This is a genomic window from Mycobacterium hubeiense, assembly GCF_002838065.1.
Classification (GTDB): Bacteria; Actinomycetota; Actinomycetes; order Mycobacteriales; family Mycobacteriaceae; genus Mycobacterium; species Mycobacterium hubeiense.
In genome coordinates this window covers 138763-157982 of the sequence record NZ_PIZU01000005.1, presented here as the reverse complement: position 1 = coordinate 157982, position 19220 = coordinate 138763, and the positions used below count along the sequence as shown (strand labels likewise).

General features: G+C 65.7%; 19 protein-coding genes. 12 read left to right on the top strand and 7 right to left on the bottom strand.

Features of this window, described 5'->3' with window-relative positions:
- Positions 1 to 15 precede the first annotated feature (15 nt).
- The 4 genes from CWS39_RS06575 to CWS39_RS06560 all read right to left on the bottom strand — a co-directional run bounded on the left by CWS39_RS06575 (position 16) and on the right by CWS39_RS06560 (position 4530).
- Complete coding sequence (locus CWS39_RS06575; protein ID WP_102142090.1) at positions 16 to 1221, bottom strand: CaiB/BaiF CoA transferase family protein; 1206 nt, start codon at positions 1219 to 1221, stop codon at positions 16 to 18.
- The gene (locus tag CWS39_RS06570; RefSeq protein WP_102142089.1) at positions 1221 to 1979 is read right to left on the bottom strand and encodes an SDR family oxidoreductase; all 759 of its coding nucleotides are present in this window, start codon (positions 1977 to 1979) and stop codon (positions 1221 to 1223) included. The genes CWS39_RS06575 and CWS39_RS06570 overlap by 1 nt, the downstream gene beginning before the upstream one ends.
- The gene (locus tag CWS39_RS06565) at positions 1976 to 3154 is read right to left on the bottom strand and encodes an acyl-CoA dehydrogenase family protein (protein ID WP_199177990.1); all 1179 of its coding nucleotides are present in this window, start codon (positions 3152 to 3154) and stop codon (positions 1976 to 1978) included. Before CWS39_RS06565 ends, CWS39_RS06570 begins: the two co-directional genes overlap by 4 nt.
- A gap of 83 nt (positions 3155 to 3237) precedes the next feature.
- Positions 3238 to 4530, bottom strand: a complete 1293-nt coding sequence (locus CWS39_RS06560) for an amidohydrolase family protein (protein ID WP_102142087.1) — start codon at positions 4528 to 4530, stop codon at positions 3238 to 3240.
- Positions 4531 to 4798: 268 nt separating this feature from the next.
- Between CWS39_RS06560 and CWS39_RS06555 the strand changes: the two genes are divergently transcribed.
- Genes CWS39_RS06555 through CWS39_RS06525 form a run of 7 tightly spaced genes read left to right on the top strand, consistent with a single transcriptional unit; the run spans position 4799 to position 10630 of the window.
- Positions 4799 to 5320 (top strand): carboxymuconolactone decarboxylase family protein, encoded by a 522-nt coding sequence (locus CWS39_RS06555; protein ID WP_102142086.1) that lies wholly within the window; start codon positions 4799 to 4801, stop codon positions 5318 to 5320.
- A gap of 13 nt (positions 5321 to 5333) precedes the next feature.
- Positions 5334 to 6698, top strand: a complete 1365-nt coding sequence (locus tag CWS39_RS06550) for an aromatic ring-hydroxylating oxygenase subunit alpha (RefSeq protein WP_102142085.1) — start codon at positions 5334 to 5336, stop codon at positions 6696 to 6698.
- A complete protein-coding gene (locus CWS39_RS06545) occupies positions 6679 to 7035 on the top strand; it encodes a hypothetical protein (RefSeq protein WP_102142084.1) in 357 nt (118 codons plus the stop codon). Before CWS39_RS06550 ends, CWS39_RS06545 begins: the two co-directional genes overlap by 20 nt.
- 2 nt (positions 7036 to 7037) lie before the next feature.
- On the top strand, positions 7038 to 8249 hold the full coding sequence (locus CWS39_RS06540) for a metal-dependent hydrolase family protein (RefSeq protein WP_102142083.1): 1212 nt from the start codon (positions 7038 to 7040) through the stop codon (positions 8247 to 8249).
- Positions 8242 to 8703, top strand: coding sequence for a nuclear transport factor 2 family protein (locus CWS39_RS06535; protein ID WP_102142082.1), 462 nt, complete (start codon positions 8242 to 8244; stop codon positions 8701 to 8703). The genes CWS39_RS06540 and CWS39_RS06535 overlap by 8 nt, the downstream gene beginning before the upstream one ends.
- Entirely contained in the window at positions 8700 to 9821 is a 1122-nt protein-coding gene (locus CWS39_RS06530) for an acyl-CoA dehydrogenase family protein (RefSeq protein ID WP_102142081.1), read from the top strand. Before CWS39_RS06535 ends, CWS39_RS06530 begins: the two co-directional genes overlap by 4 nt.
- Before the next feature lie 14 nt (positions 9822 to 9835).
- Positions 9836 to 10630, top strand: coding sequence for an acyl-CoA dehydrogenase family protein (locus CWS39_RS06525; protein WP_102142157.1), 795 nt, complete (start codon positions 9836 to 9838; stop codon positions 10628 to 10630).
- 2 nt (positions 10631 to 10632) lie between these two features.
- On the opposite strand, the gene CWS39_RS06520 is transcribed toward CWS39_RS06525, so the two are convergent.
- On the bottom strand, positions 10633 to 11415 hold the full coding sequence (locus tag CWS39_RS06520; protein ID WP_102142080.1) for an enoyl-CoA hydratase: 783 nt from the start codon (positions 11413 to 11415) through the stop codon (positions 10633 to 10635).
- Between the two features lie 7 nt (positions 11416 to 11422).
- A complete protein-coding gene (locus tag CWS39_RS06515) occupies positions 11423 to 12595 on the bottom strand; it encodes an acyl-CoA dehydrogenase family protein (protein WP_102142079.1) in 1173 nt (390 codons plus the stop codon).
- Positions 12596 to 12734: 139 nt separating this feature from the next.
- Here CWS39_RS06515 and CWS39_RS06510 point away from each other — a divergent pair, with 139 nt between their 5' ends.
- The 4 genes from CWS39_RS06510 to CWS39_RS06495 all read left to right on the top strand — a co-directional run bounded on the left by CWS39_RS06510 (position 12735) and on the right by CWS39_RS06495 (position 17217).
- A complete protein-coding gene (locus tag CWS39_RS06510) occupies positions 12735 to 13460 on the top strand; it encodes a TetR/AcrR family transcriptional regulator (protein ID WP_102142078.1) in 726 nt (241 codons plus the stop codon).
- A 201-nt stretch (positions 13461 to 13661) separates the two neighbouring features.
- The gene (locus tag CWS39_RS06505) at positions 13662 to 14858 is read left to right on the top strand and encodes a cytochrome P450 (protein ID WP_102142077.1); all 1197 of its coding nucleotides are present in this window, start codon (positions 13662 to 13664) and stop codon (positions 14856 to 14858) included.
- Between the two features lie 33 nt (positions 14859 to 14891).
- Positions 14892 to 15728 (top strand): mycofactocin-coupled SDR family oxidoreductase, encoded by an 837-nt coding sequence (locus CWS39_RS06500; protein ID WP_102142076.1) that lies wholly within the window; start codon positions 14892 to 14894, stop codon positions 15726 to 15728.
- Positions 15729 to 15789: 61 nt separating this feature from the next.
- Entirely contained in the window at positions 15790 to 17217 is a 1428-nt protein-coding gene (locus CWS39_RS06495) for a WS/DGAT/MGAT family O-acyltransferase (protein WP_102142075.1), read from the top strand.
- Here CWS39_RS06495 and CWS39_RS06490 read toward each other — a convergent pair.
- The gene (locus tag CWS39_RS06490) at positions 17214 to 18017 is read right to left on the bottom strand and encodes a lysophospholipid acyltransferase family protein (protein ID WP_431306091.1); all 804 of its coding nucleotides are present in this window, start codon (positions 18015 to 18017) and stop codon (positions 17214 to 17216) included. The two genes, CWS39_RS06495 and CWS39_RS06490, sit on opposite strands and share 4 nt — an antisense overlap.
- A 98-nt stretch (positions 18018 to 18115) precedes the next feature.
- Here CWS39_RS06490 and CWS39_RS06485 point away from each other — a divergent pair, with 98 nt between their 5' ends.
- Entirely contained in the window at positions 18116 to 19183 is a 1068-nt protein-coding gene (locus tag CWS39_RS06485) for an NAD-dependent epimerase/dehydratase family protein (RefSeq protein ID WP_102142073.1), read from the top strand.
- Positions 19184 to 19220: the final 37 nt, after the last annotated feature.

Genomic DNA, 19220 nt, shown 5'->3' with positions numbered 1-19220 from the left:
CAACTCCGATCGATCTCAGGACTCTGCCGGTCCTACCACACCACGTCCGCGCAGCACCGCGATCTCGTCCTCGGTGAGACCGATCTCGGTGAGCACCGTTTCAGTGTGCTCCCCCAGCCCGGGCACGGCTCCCATGGGCGGGTCAAAACCCGCGATGACGGGTGGCGGCAGCAAGGACGGAATAGGTCCTGCCGGGGTATCGATACGACGCCACCGGTCCCGGGCACTCAATTGCGGGTGCTCGAGCACCTCGCTGGGCAGGTTGTATCGGGCGTTGCCGATACCGGCCGCGTCCGCGGTCTTCTGCACATGTGCGAGATCGTATTGTGCGCACCATGATCCGATCGCCTCGTCGAGGATCTCGCGATGTGCGACCCGCCCGGAGTTGGTCGAGAACCGGGCGTCGTCAGCGAGGTCGGGCCGCCCGATGATGTCGCGGGCGAGCCGTTGCCATTCGGCATCGTTGGTGGTGCCCAGCACGACGGTCTGATCGTCGGCGGTGCGGTACGCGCCGTACGGGGCGACGGCCGGTGAGCTCATGCCGAGCGGCTGCTGGTCGATGCCCGAATGCTGGGTGTAGGTCAGCGGATAGCCCATGATGTCGGTCATCGTGTCGAACAGGCTGACGGTGACCGCCGGCGCAGCCCCGTCGCGGCGGCCGCGCGAGTACAGCAACGCCAGGATCGACAGCGCTGCGTACAGGCCGGTGGAGATATCCGCCATCGGCGGCCCGGGTTTGGCCGGCATGCCGGGATAGCCGGTCACCGCGCACGCACCTGACTCCGCTTGTGCCAGAAGGTCATAGGCCCGTTTGTGCGACAACGGACCGCCGGATCCGTAGCCGTCGATCTCGACGGGAATGACGTCAGGGTGTCGGTCGGACAGATCCGGTGGCGAGATGCCCAGCCGCGCGGTGGATCCCGGCGCGAGGTTGGAAACCAGGACGTCGGCCCGGTCCAGCAGCCGGTGCAGGATGTCCAGCCCTTCAGTGGTTTTCAGGTCGAGTGCCACCGATTCCTTGCCGCGGTTCGCCCAGACGAAATGCGCGGCAAGACCGTTCACGACGTCGTCGTAGTGGCGGGCGAAATCGCCGCCGCGCGGGTTCTCTATCTTGATCACGCGCGCGCCGAAGTCGGCCAGTGTGCGCGTGCACATCGGCGCGGACACCGCCTGTTCCAGCGTGACGACGGTGATGCCCGCCAGCGGCGCGGGTGTGGGCATCACATCACCATGCCGCCGTCGACCGGCAGCACCTGCCCGGTGATGTAGGACGCCGCGTCGGATGCCATGAACACGAACGCACCCGCGACCTCCGACGGCTCCGCCCACCTCTTCATCGGGATACGGTTCATCATGTTGGCCGCGAATTTCTCATTGGTGCGAATGGTTTCGGTCATCGGCGTCGCGGCCAGCGGAGCCAGCGCGTTGACCGAGATGTTCTTGGTGGCCAGCTCGCGGGCCAACGACTTGGTGAAGCCGATGATGCCGGCCTTGGCCGCCGAGTAGTTGACTTGGCCGAGCGTTCCCGTCAGGCCGGCTGCCGACGTCACGTTGACGATCCGGCCGGTGCCGTCGGTCGGAATGTGCGGCAGCGCCGCCTGGGTGACGTTGAACGCGCCCAGCACGTGGATGTCGAACAGCAGCCGCATCGACTCCTGCGTGGTCTTCTCGAACATGGCCGGCTTGGTCACACCCGCGTTGTTGATGACGATGTGCAGCGCGCCGTCGGCCAGCGCGGCGGCCTGTTCCGCGGCCGCATCGGCGGAGTCGCGGTCTGAGACGTCCAACGCCGCGGACTGCGCTCGCCCGCCGGAAGCCGAAATACGTTGCGCCACAGCGGCCGCCGCGTCCTTGTCGACGTCGGTGACGAGGACCGCCGCACCGGCGCCGGCCAACGCTTCGGCAACCGCGGAGCCGATGCCTCCTGCGGCGCCGGTGACCAGCGCCGAACGTCCCGTCAGGTCGAAATACTTCATCAGTAGCTCCTCGGCAGGCCGAGCACATGCTCGCCCAAGAAATTCAGGATCATCTCCTGGCTGACCGGCGCGATCTTCATCAGACGGGATTCACGGAAGTACCGCGACACGTGATACTCCTCGGAGTAGCCCATCCCGCCGTGCAGTTGCAGCGCCCGGTCGGCAGCGCCGAAACCGGCGTCGGCGCACAGGTACTTGGCCGTATTCGCTTCGCGCCCACACGGTTTGCCGTTGTCGTACAGCCAGGTTGCCTTGCGCAGCACCAGTTCGGCCGCGTCCAGCCGTGCCAGTGAATCGGCCAGCGGGAACTGCAGGCCCTGGTTCATGCCGATCGGCCGGTTGAACACGTGCCGCTCGTTGCCGTACTTCACGGCCTTCTCCAGCGCGACCCGCCCGATGCCCAGCGCCTCGGCGGCGATCAGCATCCGCTCGGGATTGAGCCCGTCGAGGATGTACTTGAAGCCCTTGCCCTCCTCGCCGACCCGGTCGGAGACCGGCACGACCAGATCGTCGATGAACAGCTCATTGGAGCTCACGGCGTTGCGACCCATCTTGCGGATCGGCCGGATGTCGACGTGATCGCGGTTCAGGTCGGTGAGGAACAGCGTCATCCCGTCGGTCTTCTTGGTGACTTCGTCATACGGGGTGGTCCGGGTCAGCAGCAGGATCTTCTCCGACTCCTGCGCCTTGGAGATCCACACCTTGCGGCCATTGATGCGGTAGTGGTCGCCTTCCCGCTTGGCGAATGTCGTGATGCGCGAGGTGTCCAGCCCCGCACCGGGTTCGGTGACACCGAAGCAGACATGCAGGTCGCCGTTGACGATCCGGGGCAACGTCGCCTTCTTGAGCTCCTCGGAACCGTGCTTGACGACGGGCTGCATCCCGAAGATCGACAGGTGGATGGCGCTGGCGCCGTTCATCGCCGCACCGGAGCGCGCAATCTCCTCGAGCAGCAGCGTGGCCTCGGTGATGCCGAGCCCGTGCCCGCCGTACTCCTCGGGGATGGTCATGCCGAGCCAGCCGCCCTTGGCGATCGCGTCGTAGAACTCCTGCGGGAACTCGTGGGCGAGATCTTTTTCCATCCAGTAGTGGTCGTCGAACCTGCTGGCGAGTTCGGCCACGGATTTGCGGATCAGCTCCTGATCCTCGGTCAGTTCAAAACTCATCCCGCCCGGCATGTCGTATCTCCTTCTCGTCGCATGCGATTTCGGCGCGCCCGGTTGCGCTGAGCGCAACTGAGCACGCCGAAATCGCCAGTCGTCTAGTCCTTGTTGCCGGTCAGCTCCTTGGCGTTCGCGGCGAAGGACGCGAGGTCGGCGCCCCCGTGGTCGTGCTTGGACAGCGCCCGGATCGACACGTCATGCCCTTCGGCGGCCTTGCGCAGCGCGCCGACGGTGGCCTGTTCCTTCGACATGTGGCTGAACGGGTCGTAGTGATACCACCGCATGGCGTTCTCGTAGGTCATCTTGTTGATCTCGTCGTCGGGCACATTGTTCTCCGACAGCACCGCCCACAGCTCCTCGGGCGCGCCGGGCCACATCGAGTCGCTGTGCGGGTAGTCGGCCTCCCAGCAGATGTTGTCGATGCCGATCTGGTTGCGCAGCGCCACCCCGACCGGGTCGGAGATGAAGCAGGTCAGGAAGTGCTCGCGGAACACCTCACTGGGCAGCTTGCCCTTGAAGTCCTGACCCGTCCACGTCGAGTGCATGTCATACGTCCGGTCGGCGCGCTCGAGGAAGTAGGGAATCCACCCGGTGCCGCCCTCCGAGAGAGCGATCTTGAGGTCGGGGTACTTCTTGATCGGCTTGGACCACAACAGATCCGCGGCGGCCTGCACGATGTTCATCGGCTGCAGCGTGATCATCACGTCCATCGGCGCGTCGGGGGCGGTGATCGCCAACCGGCCCGACGAGCCGATGTGCACGTTCATCACCGTGTCGGTGTCCACCAACGCCTCCCACAGCGGCGTCCAGTAGTCGTCGTGGAAGCTCGGATAACCCATGGCGGCCGGGTTCTCGGTGAAGGTCAGCGCATGCACACCGCGCTTGGCGTTGCGCCGAACCTCCTTCGCGCAGGCCTCCGCGTCCCAGATCACCGGCAGGCACATCGGGATGAACCGGGCCGGATAGGCGCCGCACCACTCCTCGACGTGCCAATCGTTGTAGGCCTGCAGCAATGCCAGCGAGAACTCAGGGTCCTCGGTGGCGAACAGCCGGCCGGCGAAGCCGGGGAACGACGGGAAGCAGATCGACCCCAAGATGCCGCCGGCGTTCATGTCCTTGATGCGCTCGTCGACGTTGTAACAGCCGGGGCGGATCTCATCGAGGCCCTGCGGCTCCAGGCCGTATTCCTCCTTGGGGCGCCCGGCCACCGCGTTCAGCGCGACGTTGGGGATCACCACGTCCCGGAACTGCCAGGTGTCCGACCCGTCCGGGTTGTGCACCAGCCGAGGCGCCTCGTCCAGGTACTTCTTCGGCAGGTGGTTCTTGAACATGTCGGGTGGTTCGACGATGTGGTCGTCGACGCTGACCAGGATCATGTCGTCTTTGTTCACGGCCGTTCCTTTCGAGCCAAGACCTCGGTTTTCGGCTGTTCTCTGCTATGTGTTCTCTATCTAAGGAAACTAGCTTCTCATACTGCGAGAATCAACATCCGAAGCCGTGTCGGCGTTCGCTGACCGCGTCGTTTCGGCCTCCAGGCGGGCTTGCCGAAAGCCCTCTTCAGGACCTTGCCATTGACCGCGCGAACAAAACGTGGAAATCTATTGGCGAAATATGAGAACCTGATTCTCATCACTGAGAGGACACCGAGAGGAGAAGGCTGTGCGCGTGCCGCCGTTGCCGGCCGAGCAGTGGGACGACGATGTGCTCAGCGCCCTCGCCGTCATGCTGCCCGAAGAGCGCCGCAACCCCGAGGGGGCCGGCAATCTCCTCGCGACGCTGGTACGCCATCCCAAGTTGACCAAGGCGTTCCTGCGCTTCAACGTCCACCTGCTGTTCGGTTCGACGTTGCCGCCGCGACTGCGTGAAGTGGCCGTACTACGGGTGGCCCATCTGCACAACGCCGCGTACGAGTGGGAGGCCCACGTCGTCATGGGCCGCGACGTCGGCCTGACCGACGATGACATCGACGGCATCCAGCGTGGCGAGGCCGTCGACGAGCTCGATCGTGCCGTCATCGAAGCCGTCGACGAGTGCACAGCCAAGTCGGTCATCTCGGACGGGACCTGGACCGTGCTGCGCGAGCACCTCGACGAGCGCCAGCGCATGGACCTCGTCTTCACAATCGGCTGCTATGGCGCACTTGCCATGGCCATCAACACCTTTGGCGTAGAACCCGACTAGAGAGGCATACACCATGGCTTTTTTCCCGAAACCAGCCGAGGGCAGCTGGACCGAACACTGGCCGGAACTCGGCACCGCGCCGGTCAATTACGAGGATTCGATCGACCCCGAGCAGTGGAAGCTCGAGCAAGAGGCGATCTTCAAGAAGTGCTGGCTCAACGTCGGTCGGGTCGAGCGGCTCCCCAAGAAGGGCAGCTACTTCACCCGCGAGATGCCGTCGGCCGGCAAGGGCACGTCGGTGATCATCGTCAAGGACGTGGAGAACGGCGAGGACAAGATCCGCGCGTTCTACAACATGTGCCGCCACCGCGGAAACAAGTTGGTGTGGAATGACTATCCGAACGAAGAGGTCTCGGGCACGTGCCGCCAGTTCACCTGCAAGTACCACGCGTGGCGCTACAACCTCAAGGGTGATCTGACGTTCATCCAGCAGGAGGGCGAGTTCTTCGACGTCGACAAGTCCGACTACGGCCTCGTCCCGATCCGCTGCGAGGTGTGGGAAGGCTTCATCTTCATCAACTTCGACAAGGATGCAGAGCCGTTGGTCGATTACCTCGGTGAGTTCGCGAAGGGCCTGGAGGGCTATCCCTTCCATGAGATGACGGAAACGTATTCCTATCGCGCGGAAGTCAATTCGAACTGGAAGCTGTTCATCGACGCGTTCGTGGAGTTCTACCACGCACCGATCCTGCACATGAAGCAGGCGGTCAAGGAGGAGGCCGAAAAGCTCGCCCAGTACGGTTTCGAGGCGCTGGCCTACGACATCAAGGGCAGGCACTCGATGGTCTCCTCGTGGGGCGGCATGAGCCCGCCCAAGGACGAGAGCATGGTCAAGCCCATCGAGCGGGTGCTGCACAGCGGTCTGTTCGGTCCGTGGGATCGGCCGAAGATCAAGGGAATTCAGCCCGACGAGCTGCCGCCCGCGGTCAACCCGTCGCGTCACCACGCCTGGGGTCAGGACTCGTTCGAGTTCTTCCCGAACTTCACGCTGCTGATCTGGGCGCCGGGCTGGTACCTGACCTACCACTACTGGCCCACCGACGTGGACAAGCACATCTTCGAGTGCACCCTGTACTTCGTGCCGGCCACCAACACCCGTGAGCGGCTCGCCCACGAACTCGCGGCGGTGACCTTCAAGGAGTACGCGTTCCAGGACGCCAACACGCTCGAAGCCACCCAAACCCAGATCGGCACCAGGGTGGTCACCGACTTCCCGCTGTGCGACCAGGAGGTGCTGCTGCGACATCTGCACAAGACGGCGTGGGACTACGTGAACGCCTATAAGAAGGAAAAGGGCATCCAAAACGGTGATGCCAACGGTCAAACCAGCTCGACTGCCAGCCAGAAGGACGCCATCAATGCCACAGAACCTGTCTGATTCGACTCCGTCGAAGTTGCCGGAAGAATTCGCCGACCTGGAACGGTTCACCGATTGGTGCCTGCCCACCGAGGAAGAGCGCTACCAAAAGCGACTGAACTCTACGATGGCCGAGATGCAGGAGTTCTACGACGCCGCGTTCCCCCGGCTCGAGGCCGTCATGGAGTACTGCGACGCCCGGTTCCCGCTGGACGGAATGCCCGATGACGCAAAGGCTCTCATCCACATGATGCAGTCATTGGTCAACGTGTCGTTCCCGATCGAGGTGTGGAAGCAGCCGCGCGTGCTCGACAGCGGGGCCACCTACATCACCTGCATCAAGGAGCCGGTGGTCTGAACGTGCTCACACTGCGGGCAGCAGGCCTCCTTGACGTCGACGCCGGCGAGATCGTCCGGCCCGGAATCGTTCGCGTCGACGGCGATCGGATCGTCGGTATAGGCGGTGACGTCGAAGGTGACGTAATCGACCTGGGTGAGGCCATCCTGCTGCCCGGGTTGATGGACATGGAGGTCAACCTTTTGATGGGCGGCCGCGGGGAGAATCCCGGGCTGTCCCAGGTGCAGGACGATCCGCCGACCAGGATGCTGCGTGCGGTCGGCAACGCGCGCCGCACACTGCGTGCGGGCTTCACCACGGTGCGCAACCTCGGATTGTTCGTCAAGACAAGCGGTTATCTGCTCGACGTCGCGCTCGGCAAAGCCATCGATGCCGGCTGGATCGAGGGCCCGCGCGTCATTCCGGCGGGCCATGCGATCACGCCGACGGGCGGCCATCTGGACCCGACGATGTTCGCCGCGTTCATGCCCGGGGTGTTGGAGCTGACGATCGAAGAGGGCATCGCCAACGGCGTCGACGAGATTCGCAAGGCGGTGCGCTACCAGATCAAGCACGGTGCGCAGCTGATCAAGGTGTGCTGTTCGGGCGGCGTCATGTCGCTGACCGGAGAAGCTGGGGCACAACACTATTCGGACGAAGAGTTGCGCGTCATCGTCGACGAGGCGCACCGTCGGGGGTTGAAGGTAGCCGCGCACACCCACGGCGCCGAGGCTGTCAAGCACGCCGTGGAGTGCGGCATCGACTGCATCGAGCACGGCTTCCTGATGGACGACGAGGCGATCAAGATGCTGGTCGACAATGACCGATTCCTGGTGACCACCCGTCGGCTGGCCCAGGCGATGGACGTGTCCAAGGCGCCAAAGGAATTGCAGGACAAGGCCGCCGAGATGTTCCCCAAGGCCGAGACGTCGATCAAGGCCGCCTATGAAGCCGGTGTCAAGATCGCGGTCGGCACCGACGCGCCGGCGATCCCCCACGGCCGCAACGCCGAGGAGCTCGTCACGCTTGTCGAATGGGGCATGCCGCCGGCCGCAGTGCTGCGGGCGGCCACCGTCGTCGCTGCGGACCTGATCGACAAACCCGATCTCGGCCGCGTCGCGGAGGGCTACCTCGCCGACATCATCGCGGTGCCGGGTGATCCGCTCGCCGACATCAGTGTTACAAAGAACGTGACTTTTGTAATGAAGGGCGGAAGGGTCTTCCGAAATGACTGACTCAATTGGACGGCCTACGGCCGGCCCGACGCGCACTGACGACCTGGTCGAGATTCAGCAGCTGCTCGCGAAGTACGCGGTCACCATCACCCAGGGGGACATCGACGGACTGATCTCGGTGTTCACGCCGGACGGCACCTACAGCGCGTTCGGCTCCACCTACACTCTCGCCCGCTTCCCCGAACTCGTCGACGCGGCGCCCAAGGGGCTGTTCATGACGGGCACATCGCTGGTGAACCTGGACGCGAACGATCCCGACAAAGCCACCGGCACCCAACCGTTGTGCTTCATCGAGCACTCCACCCATGACATGCGCATCGGCTACTACAACGACACCTACCTGCGCACTGGCGACGGCTGGCGACTGAAAACCCGTGCCATGACGTTCATTCGGCGCAGCGGAGCCCACGACTCCGGCCGCCCGCATGCGATCGGAAGGCCAGAAGCCGGATGACGGATCTGCACGATCCCGCCACCTTCCGTGCGGCGCTTCGGAACTGGCTCGACGAGAATGACCTGACCCCGCCCGGCGACCATTCGCTCGAAGGGCACATGCGCCAGTTCGCCCGTGTGATGCGGGCGCTCTACGACGCGGGCTGGAGTCGCTACGGCTGGCCCGAACGTGCCGGCGGGCTCGGCGGGCCGGCGATGCTGCGGGCCATCGTCGGCGAGGAGGTGGTCGGTCGGCGGCTGGCCGAGCCCGGGCCGTACTCGATGCTCGAAGTGCTGGCGCCGACGATGATCGACTACGCATCTTCCGAGCTGGCCGCCGAGATGGTGCCGAAGCTGCTGCGCGGCGAAGAACAATGGTGCCAAGGCTTTTCCGAGCCGGGCTCAGGCAGTGATCTGGCGTCGTTGACGACGAAGGCCACCCAGCGCAGCGACCAGTGGATCATCAACGGCCAGAAGGTCTGGACCAGTTTCGCGCAGTACTCGCACCGCTGCATTTTGCTCACCCGCACCGGCGACGCCGACACCCCCAACCACCAGGCCATCACCGCGTTCTTCGTCGACCTCGACACCCCGGGCATCACCGTGCGCCCGCTGCGCACCATGCACGATGTCGACGAGTTCTGCGAGGTGTACTTCGACGACGTGGCCGTCGACTCGAGCCGGATGCTGGGCAAGCCAGGCGACGGCTGGCAGTTGGCGATGGACCTGCTGCCGTATGAACGCTCCACGTGCTTCTGGCAGCGCATCGCCTACCTGTACTCACGGTTCGACGCGTTGATCACCGAAGTCAGGGCCGACGGCCAAGCCGTCGACTCCGACCTGGGCGAAACGTATCTGGCGTTGCACACGTTGCGTTGCCGATCCCGCGCCACCCAGCACCGGCTGGCCGACGGGCACAAACTGGGCCCGGAGACGTCGATCGACAAGGTGCTGCTGGCCGGCGCGGAACAGCGGCTCTACGACACCGCACGCGATCTGCAGCCGGGCGTGGTCGAACTCGATGACACCGACTGGCGCACCGAATACCTGTACTCACGCGCGGCCACCATCTACGGCGGGACCGCCGAGGTGCAGCGCAACATCATCGCGCGCCGCCTGCTGGACCTGGGGAAGGAGTGACCATGGCGCCCGACATGGACACAGAGTCACTCGAGCTGCTCGAAGGCACGCTGCGCAAGACGATGCTGTCGGCGTCGGGCCCCGAGCTCGACGCCGCGCTGATGGAGCTCGGCTGGGCCGACATGCTAACCGACATGCCCGACGTGGCGGTGCCGCTGGTGTTTCGGCTGCTCGGCGAAACGGGTTCGCACGCTTCGGTTCTCGTCGACGTGGTGCTGCATGCCACGGGTAACGCCATCGGCAACCCGGTGGAGCTGCCGCTGCCGTACGCCGGCAACACCTGGGTGGTGTGGGACCGCTCTGGGGCGAGCGGGTCGACGCTTGGCGGGTTGCCGCTGCGACGCGAGGACGAAGGCTATCCGATTCGCGTCGCAGAGGCCCGCCGGGCAGCGAGCTGGTGGCTGATCGGTGCGGCCCGCGCCATGCTGAGCCTGGCCCGCCAGCATGCGTTGGACCGGGTCCAGTTCGGCCGGCCGATCGCGTCGTTCCAGGCGGTCCGGCACCGGCTGGCCGAGACGCTGGTGGCCATCGAGGGCGCCGAGGCGACGCTGGACCTGCCCGGTGCGGACAACCCCGACCTGACGGCGCTACTGGCCAAGGCCGCCGCGGGCAAGGCCGCGCTGACCGCGGCCAAACACTGCCAGCAGGTGCTCGGCGGCATCGGCTTCACCGCCGAGCACGACCTGCAGCACCACGTGAAGAGAGTGCTGGTGCTCGACGGATTGCTGGGCAGCTCAAGGGAACTCACGCGCAAGGCGGGCGCGGGCTTGCGCGCCCGCGGCTCGGCCCCCCGCCTCGCCGACCTATAGCGCTACTTGATGTTGGCCTTCATCTCGTCGAGGTTCACCAGCACCGGCCACCCGCCGACGCTCAGCGCGTTGCCGTGGCCGGTCTGGTGGATGTCGAACACCGACTGGATCGCCGCGTAGAAGCCCTGCACGTCCAGCGTCTGATTCACCGCCCGTTTGGCCTGACGCAGCGCGAACGGCGGCATCTTGGCGATCTGCCCGGCCAGCTCACGCGTCTGCGCATCGAGCTCGTCGCGGGGCACCACGCGATTGACCATCCCGGTGCTCTGCGCCTCCTCGGCGGTCATCGCCCGGCCCGTGAACAGGATCTCCTTCGCCTTGCGCGGACCCATTTCCCAAGTGTGGCCGTGATATTCGACGCCACCGATGCCCATCAGCACGACCGGGTCGGAGAACTGCGCGTCGTCGGCGGCCACGATGAGGTCACACGGCCAGCACAGCAGCAGCCCGCCGGAGATGCAGCGGCCCTGTACGGCGGCGATCGACGGTTTGGGCACGTTGCGCCAGCGCAGCGTGTACTCCAGATAGCGCTTGGCCTCGTGCTGGATGATGAACTCCAGCGTGATCTTGTCGGGCACCGGCCCGCCGCCGCGTAGGTCGTGGCCCGCCGAGAAATGTTTTCCATTGGCGCGCAACACAATCACCGCGACCTCCGGGTCCTCGGCAGCACGCGTCCAGGCACCGTCGAGTTCGTCGAGCAGCTCCGGGTTCTGCGCGTTGGCCGCCTCGGGCCGGTTCAGCGTGATCGTCGCGATCCGGTCGGATACCTCGTAATCGATGTACATATCGGTCCTATCGGGGTAGGCCCAGCAGCCGCCGAGCGATGATGTTGCGTTGAATCTCAGAGGTTCCGCCGGCGATGGTGCCTGCGAACGATCGGAAGTAGCGGTCGAACCAGCCGCCCATGTACGCATCGAGGTTGCGCGACGTGTACCGGCCCGCAAGACTCGGATGCGCCAGCGCGTCGACTCCGGCCGCCGTCACCGCGTGTTCGGTTGCGATCTGCACGGCTTCGGATCCCAACAGCTTGAGCACCGACAGCGCCGGCACATCCTCCTCGCCACGGGCGGCGCGGGCCAGCGCCGCCGAGCCGAGCAGACGCAGCGCCTGGTTGTCCATCACCAGCGTGGCGTAGCGGTCGCGATCCAGCGCGGTACGGACATCGAGATCCTCGACCAGGTCCGCCAGCCGGTCGGCGTAGCTGAGCCACAACATGTTGCGTTCGTGACCAAGCGAGCCGTTGGCCACCCGCCATCCGTCGTTCAGGGCGCCGACGAGGTTCTCGGCAGGCACCCGCACATCGTTGAAGAAGACCTCGTTGAAGTCGAGATCGCCTTGATCACAGGCGGATGCGAACGGCCGTCGCACCACCCCGGGAAGGTCGGTGGGGATCAGCAGCACGCTGATGCCTTTGTGCTTGGGCGCGTCGGGATCGGTGCGCACGAACGTCAGCAGCACGTCGGCGTCGTGCGCGCCGGAGGTCCACACCTTCTGTCCGTTCACCACGAAGACGCCGTCGTCGAGCACTGCCCTGGTGCGCAGCGACGCCAGATCCGACCCGGCGCCCGGCTCGCTCATCCCCAACGACGCGGTGATGTCGCCGCGCAGAATCGGCACGGCCCACTTCTGCTGTTGCTCGGGCGTTCCGAACGAGATCAGCGACGCGGCGATGATTCCCACGCCTTGCGGGTTGAAGCTCAGGTAGACGCGCCGACGCGCCAACTCCTCCTGGTGCACGTACTGCTGCAGGATCGTCGCATTTCGTCCACCGAACTCGGGTGGGTTGCCCGGCAACAGCCAGCCGTTGTCGAACATCAGCCGCTGCCAGCGCCGCGCCCACTCGGGGACATGGCTGCTGGAGCCGGACCGCTCCGACGCCTCCGCCTCCGCCGGCAGATTCGCGTCGAGAAACGCGATGAACTCCGCACGGAACGCCTCGACATCGGCGTCGAACGTCAGCTGCACGTCACTCTCGCTATACCCACCAACCTCGCCAAACGTTCTTATGAAAAGGCTTCTCTAATTGCGTGGATGAGAATACTATTCTCATCGTGAGAAAGTTACAATCTCCGACACGTTGGCCGCGAGGGGGTCTGGCACCGCGATGGCAAGGCGTTCTCCGGTACAGTTCATTCATGTTCTCCCAAATCGGCAAGCATCCGAGCCGCTAGTGAGCACTCCCAGCGAAGAGCCGGCCTGGAAGCAGCGCGCCGTCGAGCGTTCCATCAAGACAGCGAAGCTGCGGGCCGCCCAGCGCGTTCAGCGATTCCTGGACGCCGCCCAGGCGATCATCATCGAAAAGGGCAGCACCGACTTCACGGTCCAAGAGGTCGTCGACCGCTCGCGGCAGTCGCTGCGAAGCTTCTACCTGCAGTTCGACGGTAAGCATGAACTGCTGTTGGCCTTGTTCGAAGATGCGCTGAGTCGATCGGCCGACCAGATCCGCGCCGCGACGGCCAGCCACACCGACCCGCTCGAGCGGCTAAAGGTCGCCATCCAATTGCTTTTCGAGTCGTCCCGTCCCGATCCGACCGCCAAGCGCCCGCTGTTCACCGACTTCGCTCCCCGGCTGCTGGTGTCGCATCCGTCCGAGGTCAAAGTCGCGCACGCACCTCTGCTTGCCCTGCTCACCGAGTTGATGGAGGACGCGGCCGAAGCGGGTGAGTTGCGCCCCGGCATCAACCCGAAGCGGATGGCGGCGATGGCCATGCAGACCGTGATGTTCGTCGCCCAGTCCAGCGGAGATGCCGGCGACGGGACCGCCCATCCGATCACCGCCGACGAGGTGTGGGACTTCTGCGCCCACGGTTTCGCCGCGGCCGCCAGCTAGCCAAGAACCCCGCTCTCGGATTTCGAGAATCCGGCTTGCATGCGCTCGACCACAACCGCATGAGAATGGCGTTCTACTAGGCAAAGAGCTTAATTTGCAAAATGTGAATGCGTCATTGACACAGCCCAGTGCCGGTGACAGAGTGCTGAGCAAGCGCCCAACGCCGACGAGCCCATCGCAGATTCCAGGAGTGAGCAGACCGTGACAGTCAGCGCGGCCAGCGATGTGTACTTCGATCCCTACGACATCGAACTCAACGCGGATCCGTACCCGATGTTTCGCCGGCTGCGCGAAGAGGCCCCGCTCTACTACAACGCCCAGCACGACTTCTACGCGCTCAGCCGCTTCGCGGATGTCAACAAGGCGCTGGTCGACCACGAGACGTTCAGCTCCGCACGTGGCGCGATCGTGGAACTGATCAAGGCCAACATTGACATTCCGCCCGGCACAGTGATTTTCGAGGATCCGCCGATCCACGACATCCACCGCAAGCTGCTGGCCCGGATGTTCACGCCACGCAAGATCAACGCGCTGGAACCCATCATCCGCGAGTATTGCGCGCAGAGCCTGGACCCGTTGATCGGGCAGAAGCGGTTCGACTTCGTCGCCGATCTCGGCGCGCAGATGCCGATGAGGGTGATCAGCGCGCTGCTGGGCATCCCCGAGGACGACCAGGAGATGATCCGCGACCACGCCAACGCGCAGATGCGCACCGAGGCGGGCCAGCCGATGAGGGCCGACGGCTTCGTCACCGGCGAACTGTTCGAGGCCTACATCGACTGGCGCGTCGACCACCCGTCCGACGACATCATGACCGAGCTGCTCAACGCGGAGTTCGTCGACGAGCAGGGCACCACCCGCAAGCTCACCCGTCAGGAGCTGCTGACCTACCTCAACGTGGTCGCCGGCGCGGGCAATGAGACCACCACACGGTTGATCGGATGGGCGGGCAAGGTGTTGGCCGAGCATCCGGACCAGCGCCGCGAGCTCGTCGAGAACCCGGCGCTCATCCCCCAGGCGGTCGAAGAGTTGCTGCGCTTCGAGCCGCCCGCACCGCACGTTGCGCGGTATGTGACCCGCGACGTGGACTATTACGGCCAGACCGTGCCCGAGGGCAGCGTGATGATGATGCTGATCGGCGCCGCGGTGCGCGACCATCGCCAATTCCCGCCCGACGGCGACGTTTTCGACATCCACCGCGAACAACGCCAACACCTGGCGTTCAGCGTGGGCACACACTACTGCCTCGGTTCCGCGCTGGCCCGACTCGAAGGGCGCATCGCGCTCGAGGAGGTCCTCAAGCGGTTCCCCGAGTGGGATGTCGACATGACCAACGCGACGCTGTCGCCGACGTCGACCGTTCGCGGCTGGGAGTCGATGCCCGCCGTTCTACCGTGAAATCTCTTCCACCAACGACGAATTGAGGAAACCATGACTGGACGCGTTGAAGGCAAGGTCGCATTCATCACCGGTGCGGCGCGCGGGCAGGGCCGCGCGCATGCGGTGCGGATGGCCCAAGAGGGCGCCGACATCATCGCCGTCGACATCTGTAAGCAGATCGACAGCGTGCGGATCCCGCTCGCGACTCCGGAGGATCTGGCCGAGACGGCGGATCTGGTCAAGGGGCTCAACCGGCGCATCTACACCGCCGAGGTCGACGTCCGTGACTACGACGCGCTCAAGGCCGCAGTCGACGCCGGCGTCGAGCAGATGGGCCGCCTCGACATCATCGTCGCCAACGCCGGCATCGGCAACGGCGGTGAGACGCTGGACAAGACCAGTGAGGGCGACTGGACCGACATGATCGACGTCAACCTCGCCGGTGTGTGGAAGACGGTCAAGGCCGGCGTGCCGCACATCCTCGCCGGCGGCCGCGGCGGCTCGATCATCCTGACCAGCTCGGTCGGCGGGCTCAAGGCCTACCCCCACACCGGCCACTATGTCGCCGCCAAGCACGGCGTCGTCGGACTCATGCGGACGTTCGCCGTCGAGCTCGGCGCGCAGAACATCCGCGTCAACTCCGTGCACCCGACCAACGTGAACACGCCGCTGTTCATGAACGAACCCACGATGAAGCTGTTCCGTCCCGACCTGGAGAACCCGGGTCCCGACGACATGAAGGTCGTCGGTCAGCTCATGCACACGCTGCCGATCGGCTGGGTGGAGCCCGAAGACGTCGCCAACGCGGTGCTGTTCCTGGCGTCCGATGAGGCGCGCTACATCACCGGCGTGACGCTTCCTGTCGACGGCGGCAGCTGCCTGAAGTAGACCGGCCTAGCATCGCCGAAAGCGTCCGGCCGTCGCGGCCTCGGTGGTTCGATAGTGGGCTATGAGGCGCCTGGGCGGCATGGACGCCATGCTGTTGTACAGCGAGACGCCCAACCTGCACACGCACACGCTGAAGGTGGCGATCATCCACGCCGCCGACTACGCCGGCGAGTTCACGTTCGACGTCTTCCGGCAGACGGTCGCGCAGCGGTTGCACCTGCTCGCGCCTTTGCGCTACCGGCTCGTCGACATCCCGTTGCGCTGGCACCATCCGATGTGGCTGGAGAACTGCGACGTCGACCTCGACTATCACCTGCGTCGCGTGCAGGTTCCGCCGCCCGGTGGCCGACGCGAGCTCGATCAGGTCATCGGTGAGATCGCCAGCACACCGCTGGATCGCAGTCGTCCGCTGTGGGAGTTCCACTTCGCCGAGGGGATGGCCGACGACCGCTTCGCCCTCATCGGCAAGGTGCACCACACGCTGGCCGACGGTGTCGCGTCGGCGAATCTCCTTGCGCGGCTGATGGATCTCGCGGGACCGCCGCGGAACTTGGATACGACGCCGTCCGTGCTGCCGTCGAAGCCACAGCTGCTGTGGGAGGCCCAGCTCGACCACTTCCACCAGATCGCCGCGTTGCCCGGACTGATGCGAGACGCCGCCCGGGGCGCCATCCGGCTGCGGCGACGTATCAAACAGCGCAACCACCAACCCGGCATGGCCAAGATGTTCAAGACGCCGCCGACCTTCCTCAACCACGTCGTCTCACCCGTTCGGACCTTTGCGACGGCATCGGTGTCGCTGGCCGAACTCAAGGAAACCGCAAAGCATCTCGGCGTCACGTTCAACGACATCGTGCTGGCGATGGCAGCGGGCGGGCTGCGCGAACTCCTGTTGCGCTACGACGGGCGCGCCGACCAACCGTTGATGGCGTCGGTACCCGTCAGCACCGACAAATCGACCGAACGCATCACCGGCAACCAGATCAGCGGCCTGGCGGTGTCGCTGCCGGTGCACATCGACGACCCGATCGAGCGCGTCAAGTTGACCGCAGTGGCCACCGCCCGCGCGAAGGAGAACCACGACCTGCTCGGCCCGACGCTGCAGGGCCGGCTGATGGACTACCTGCCGCCTCCGCTGGCGCCGGCGTTGTTCCGGTGGCAGTCCGAGCGGGCGGCCCACAACCCGTTGATGAACGTGGCCGTCTCCAGCGTGCCGGGCCCGCGGGAGCGCGGCCACATCGGAGGTGCCCCGGTGAGTGAGATCTACTCGATCGGCGTGCTCTCGCCCGGCAGCGCGTTCAACATGACGGTGTGGAGTTACGTTGACCAGGTGGACATCTCGGTGCTGTCCGACGACCGCACCTTCAAGGACGTGCACGAGGCGACGGATGCGATGATCCACGGCCTCGCCGAGATCCGGCGCGCCGCGGGACTGCCCGAACTCAGCGCCGTCGGCACGGCGATGGCCCCGGCCACCGCGGTCACCTAGCCCAGGATCGGAAACCGGCGCTGCTGCGCCAGCTCATCGAGCGCGCTCTGCATCACCGCACGCACATGCGCGTCCACCGCGGCGACATCGGGATCCCTGCCGAACTCCGCGACGACGTCGATCGGTTCCAGCACCTGCGTGACGACCTTTGTCGGCAGCGGCAGGTTCGGCGGAACAAACACCGAAAGGCCGAACGGAAAGCCGAAGCTGATCGGCAGGATCTCGGTGCGTAACCGCTTGAGCCCCAACAGCTTTGCCAAGTTGTTGCCGCGCGTCAGGAACAGCTGGCTCTCTTGCGCGCCGATCGACACGGCCGGCACGATCGGCACCCCGGCCTCGATCGCCGTCGTGACATAGCCGGTGCGACCGTTGAAGTCGATGACGTTCTCGCGCAACGTCGGCCGGTAGGAGTCGTAATCCCCGCCCGGGAACACCAGGACGACGGCGCCCGAACCCAGCGCCGTCGCGGCGTTCTCGCGGCTGGCCTCGATCAGCCCGGCACGCCGCAACCAATTGCCCACCGGTCCGACCATCACGCCGTAGTGCGCCAGCGTGTAGAGCGGACGGTCGAAACCGAACCTGTCGTAGAACGCCGGGGCGAGAACCAACACGTCCGGGGTGAACATTCCGCCGGAGTGGTTGGACACCACGAGCGCGCCGCCGGTCGGCGGGAACGTGTCCAGCCCCCGCACCTCGGCGCGGAAGTACCGCTTGACCAACGCCCCGACGGTGTCCTTCAGCTGTTTGGTGAAGGCGGGGTCCCAGTCGGGCAGATCGGGGTTGTCGAGATCGTTGCTCACGGGCTTCCCTTGAATCGCTGGGCAGCTCTGGCTGCCACCAGCGGATATGGTACTCTCGGCACGAGAGAATGTCATTTCCACCGATCTGTGGGAGACGTATGTCCGAAACCGTGCTGGTGACCGGTGGCTTCGGCCTGGTCGGGTCCGCGACCGTCAAGCGACTGGCCGCCGACGGCCGGCGGGTGGTCGCGACCGATCTGGACACTCCGGCCAACCGCCAGAAGGCCGCGGCGCTGCCCGACGGGGTCGAAGCCCGCTGGGCCGACCTGACCGACCGTGCCGCGGTCGAAGCTCTGCTCGCCGAGGTTTCGCCGGTCGCGATCGTGCATCTGGCCGCGCTCATCCCGCCGCCGATCTACCGCAACCCCGCGCTGGGCCGTCGCGTCAACGTGGACGCGGTGGCGACGTTGGTGCGTGCCGCGGAAGCGATGCCCGCTCCCCCGCGAATCGTGCTCGCGTCCAGTAACGCCGTCTACGGCTCCCGCAACCCGCACCGGGTCACCGGCCCGGTCACGGCAGACACGCCCCCACGGCCGACGGAGCTGTACGGCGGGCACAAACTGGAGGCCGAGGGACACGTGCGCGGCTCAGGCCTCGAGTGGGTGGTGCTGCGGCTGGGCGGCGTGCTCAGCGTCGATCCGAAAGCCTTGCCGTTCAGTGCCGATGCGTTGTACTTCGAGAGCGCGCTGCCGGTCGACGGGCGGATCCATACCGTCGACGTGCGGGATGTCGCCAGCGCGTTCGCGGCTGCGACCACCGCCGACGTGGTCGGCGAGACTCTGCTGATCGCCGGCGACGACAGCCACAAGCTGCTCCAGGGCGATGTCGGCCCCGCGCTGGCCGCGGCCCGCGGGCTGGTCGACGTGCTGCCCGAAGGCCGGCCGGGTGATCCGGACAGTGACGACGACTGGTTCATCACCGACTGGATGGACACCGCCCGGGCGCAGGAGGCGCTGTCGTTCCAAAATCACTCGTGGCCGGACATGCTCGCCGAGATGCGCGAACAGGCCGGGTGGACGCGCTATCCGATGCGGCTGGTCGGGCCCGTCGCGCGGCTGCTGCTGAAACGTCGCGCGGCGTATCGTGACTCCCCCGGCCGCTACGCCGATCCGTGGGCGATGCTGGGGGCACGGCTGGGCGACACCGCATTGGATTCCGTGGGCTAGAGACGCTCCCCGGCAGCCGTGACCGCGTAGGGTTCGC

Coding starts and splice junctions, on each gene's coding strand:
- CWS39_RS06575 (WP_102142090.1), bottom strand. CDS start 1,221: ATGCCCACACCCGCGCCGCTGGCGGGCATCACCGTCGTCACGCTGGAA.
- CWS39_RS06565 (WP_199177990.1), bottom strand. CDS start 3,154: ATGCCGGGCGGGATGAGTTTTGAACTGACCGAGGATCAGGAGCTGATC.
- CWS39_RS06550 (WP_102142085.1), top strand. CDS start 5,334: ATGGCTTTTTTCCCGAAACCAGCCGAGGGCAGCTGGACCGAACACTGG.
- CWS39_RS06545 (WP_102142084.1), top strand. CDS start 6,679: ATGCCACAGAACCTGTCTGATTCGACTCCGTCGAAGTTGCCGGAAGAA.
- CWS39_RS06535 (WP_102142082.1), top strand. CDS start 8,242: ATGACTGACTCAATTGGACGGCCTACGGCCGGCCCGACGCGCACTGAC.
- CWS39_RS06530 (WP_102142081.1), top strand. CDS start 8,700: ATGACGGATCTGCACGATCCCGCCACCTTCCGTGCGGCGCTTCGGAAC.
- CWS39_RS06525 (WP_102142157.1), top strand. CDS start 9,836: ATGGACACAGAGTCACTCGAGCTGCTCGAAGGCACGCTGCGCAAGACG.
- CWS39_RS06520 (WP_102142080.1), bottom strand. CDS start 11,415: ATGTACATCGATTACGAGGTATCCGACCGGATCGCGACGATCACGCTG.
- CWS39_RS06510 (WP_102142078.1), top strand. CDS start 12,735: ATGGCAAGGCGTTCTCCGGTACAGTTCATTCATGTTCTCCCAAATCGG.
- CWS39_RS06500 (WP_102142076.1), top strand. CDS start 14,892: ATGACTGGACGCGTTGAAGGCAAGGTCGCATTCATCACCGGTGCGGCG.
- CWS39_RS06495 (WP_102142075.1), top strand. CDS start 15,790: ATGAGGCGCCTGGGCGGCATGGACGCCATGCTGTTGTACAGCGAGACG.
- CWS39_RS06485 (WP_102142073.1), top strand. CDS start 18,116: ATGTCCGAAACCGTGCTGGTGACCGGTGGCTTCGGCCTGGTCGGGTCC.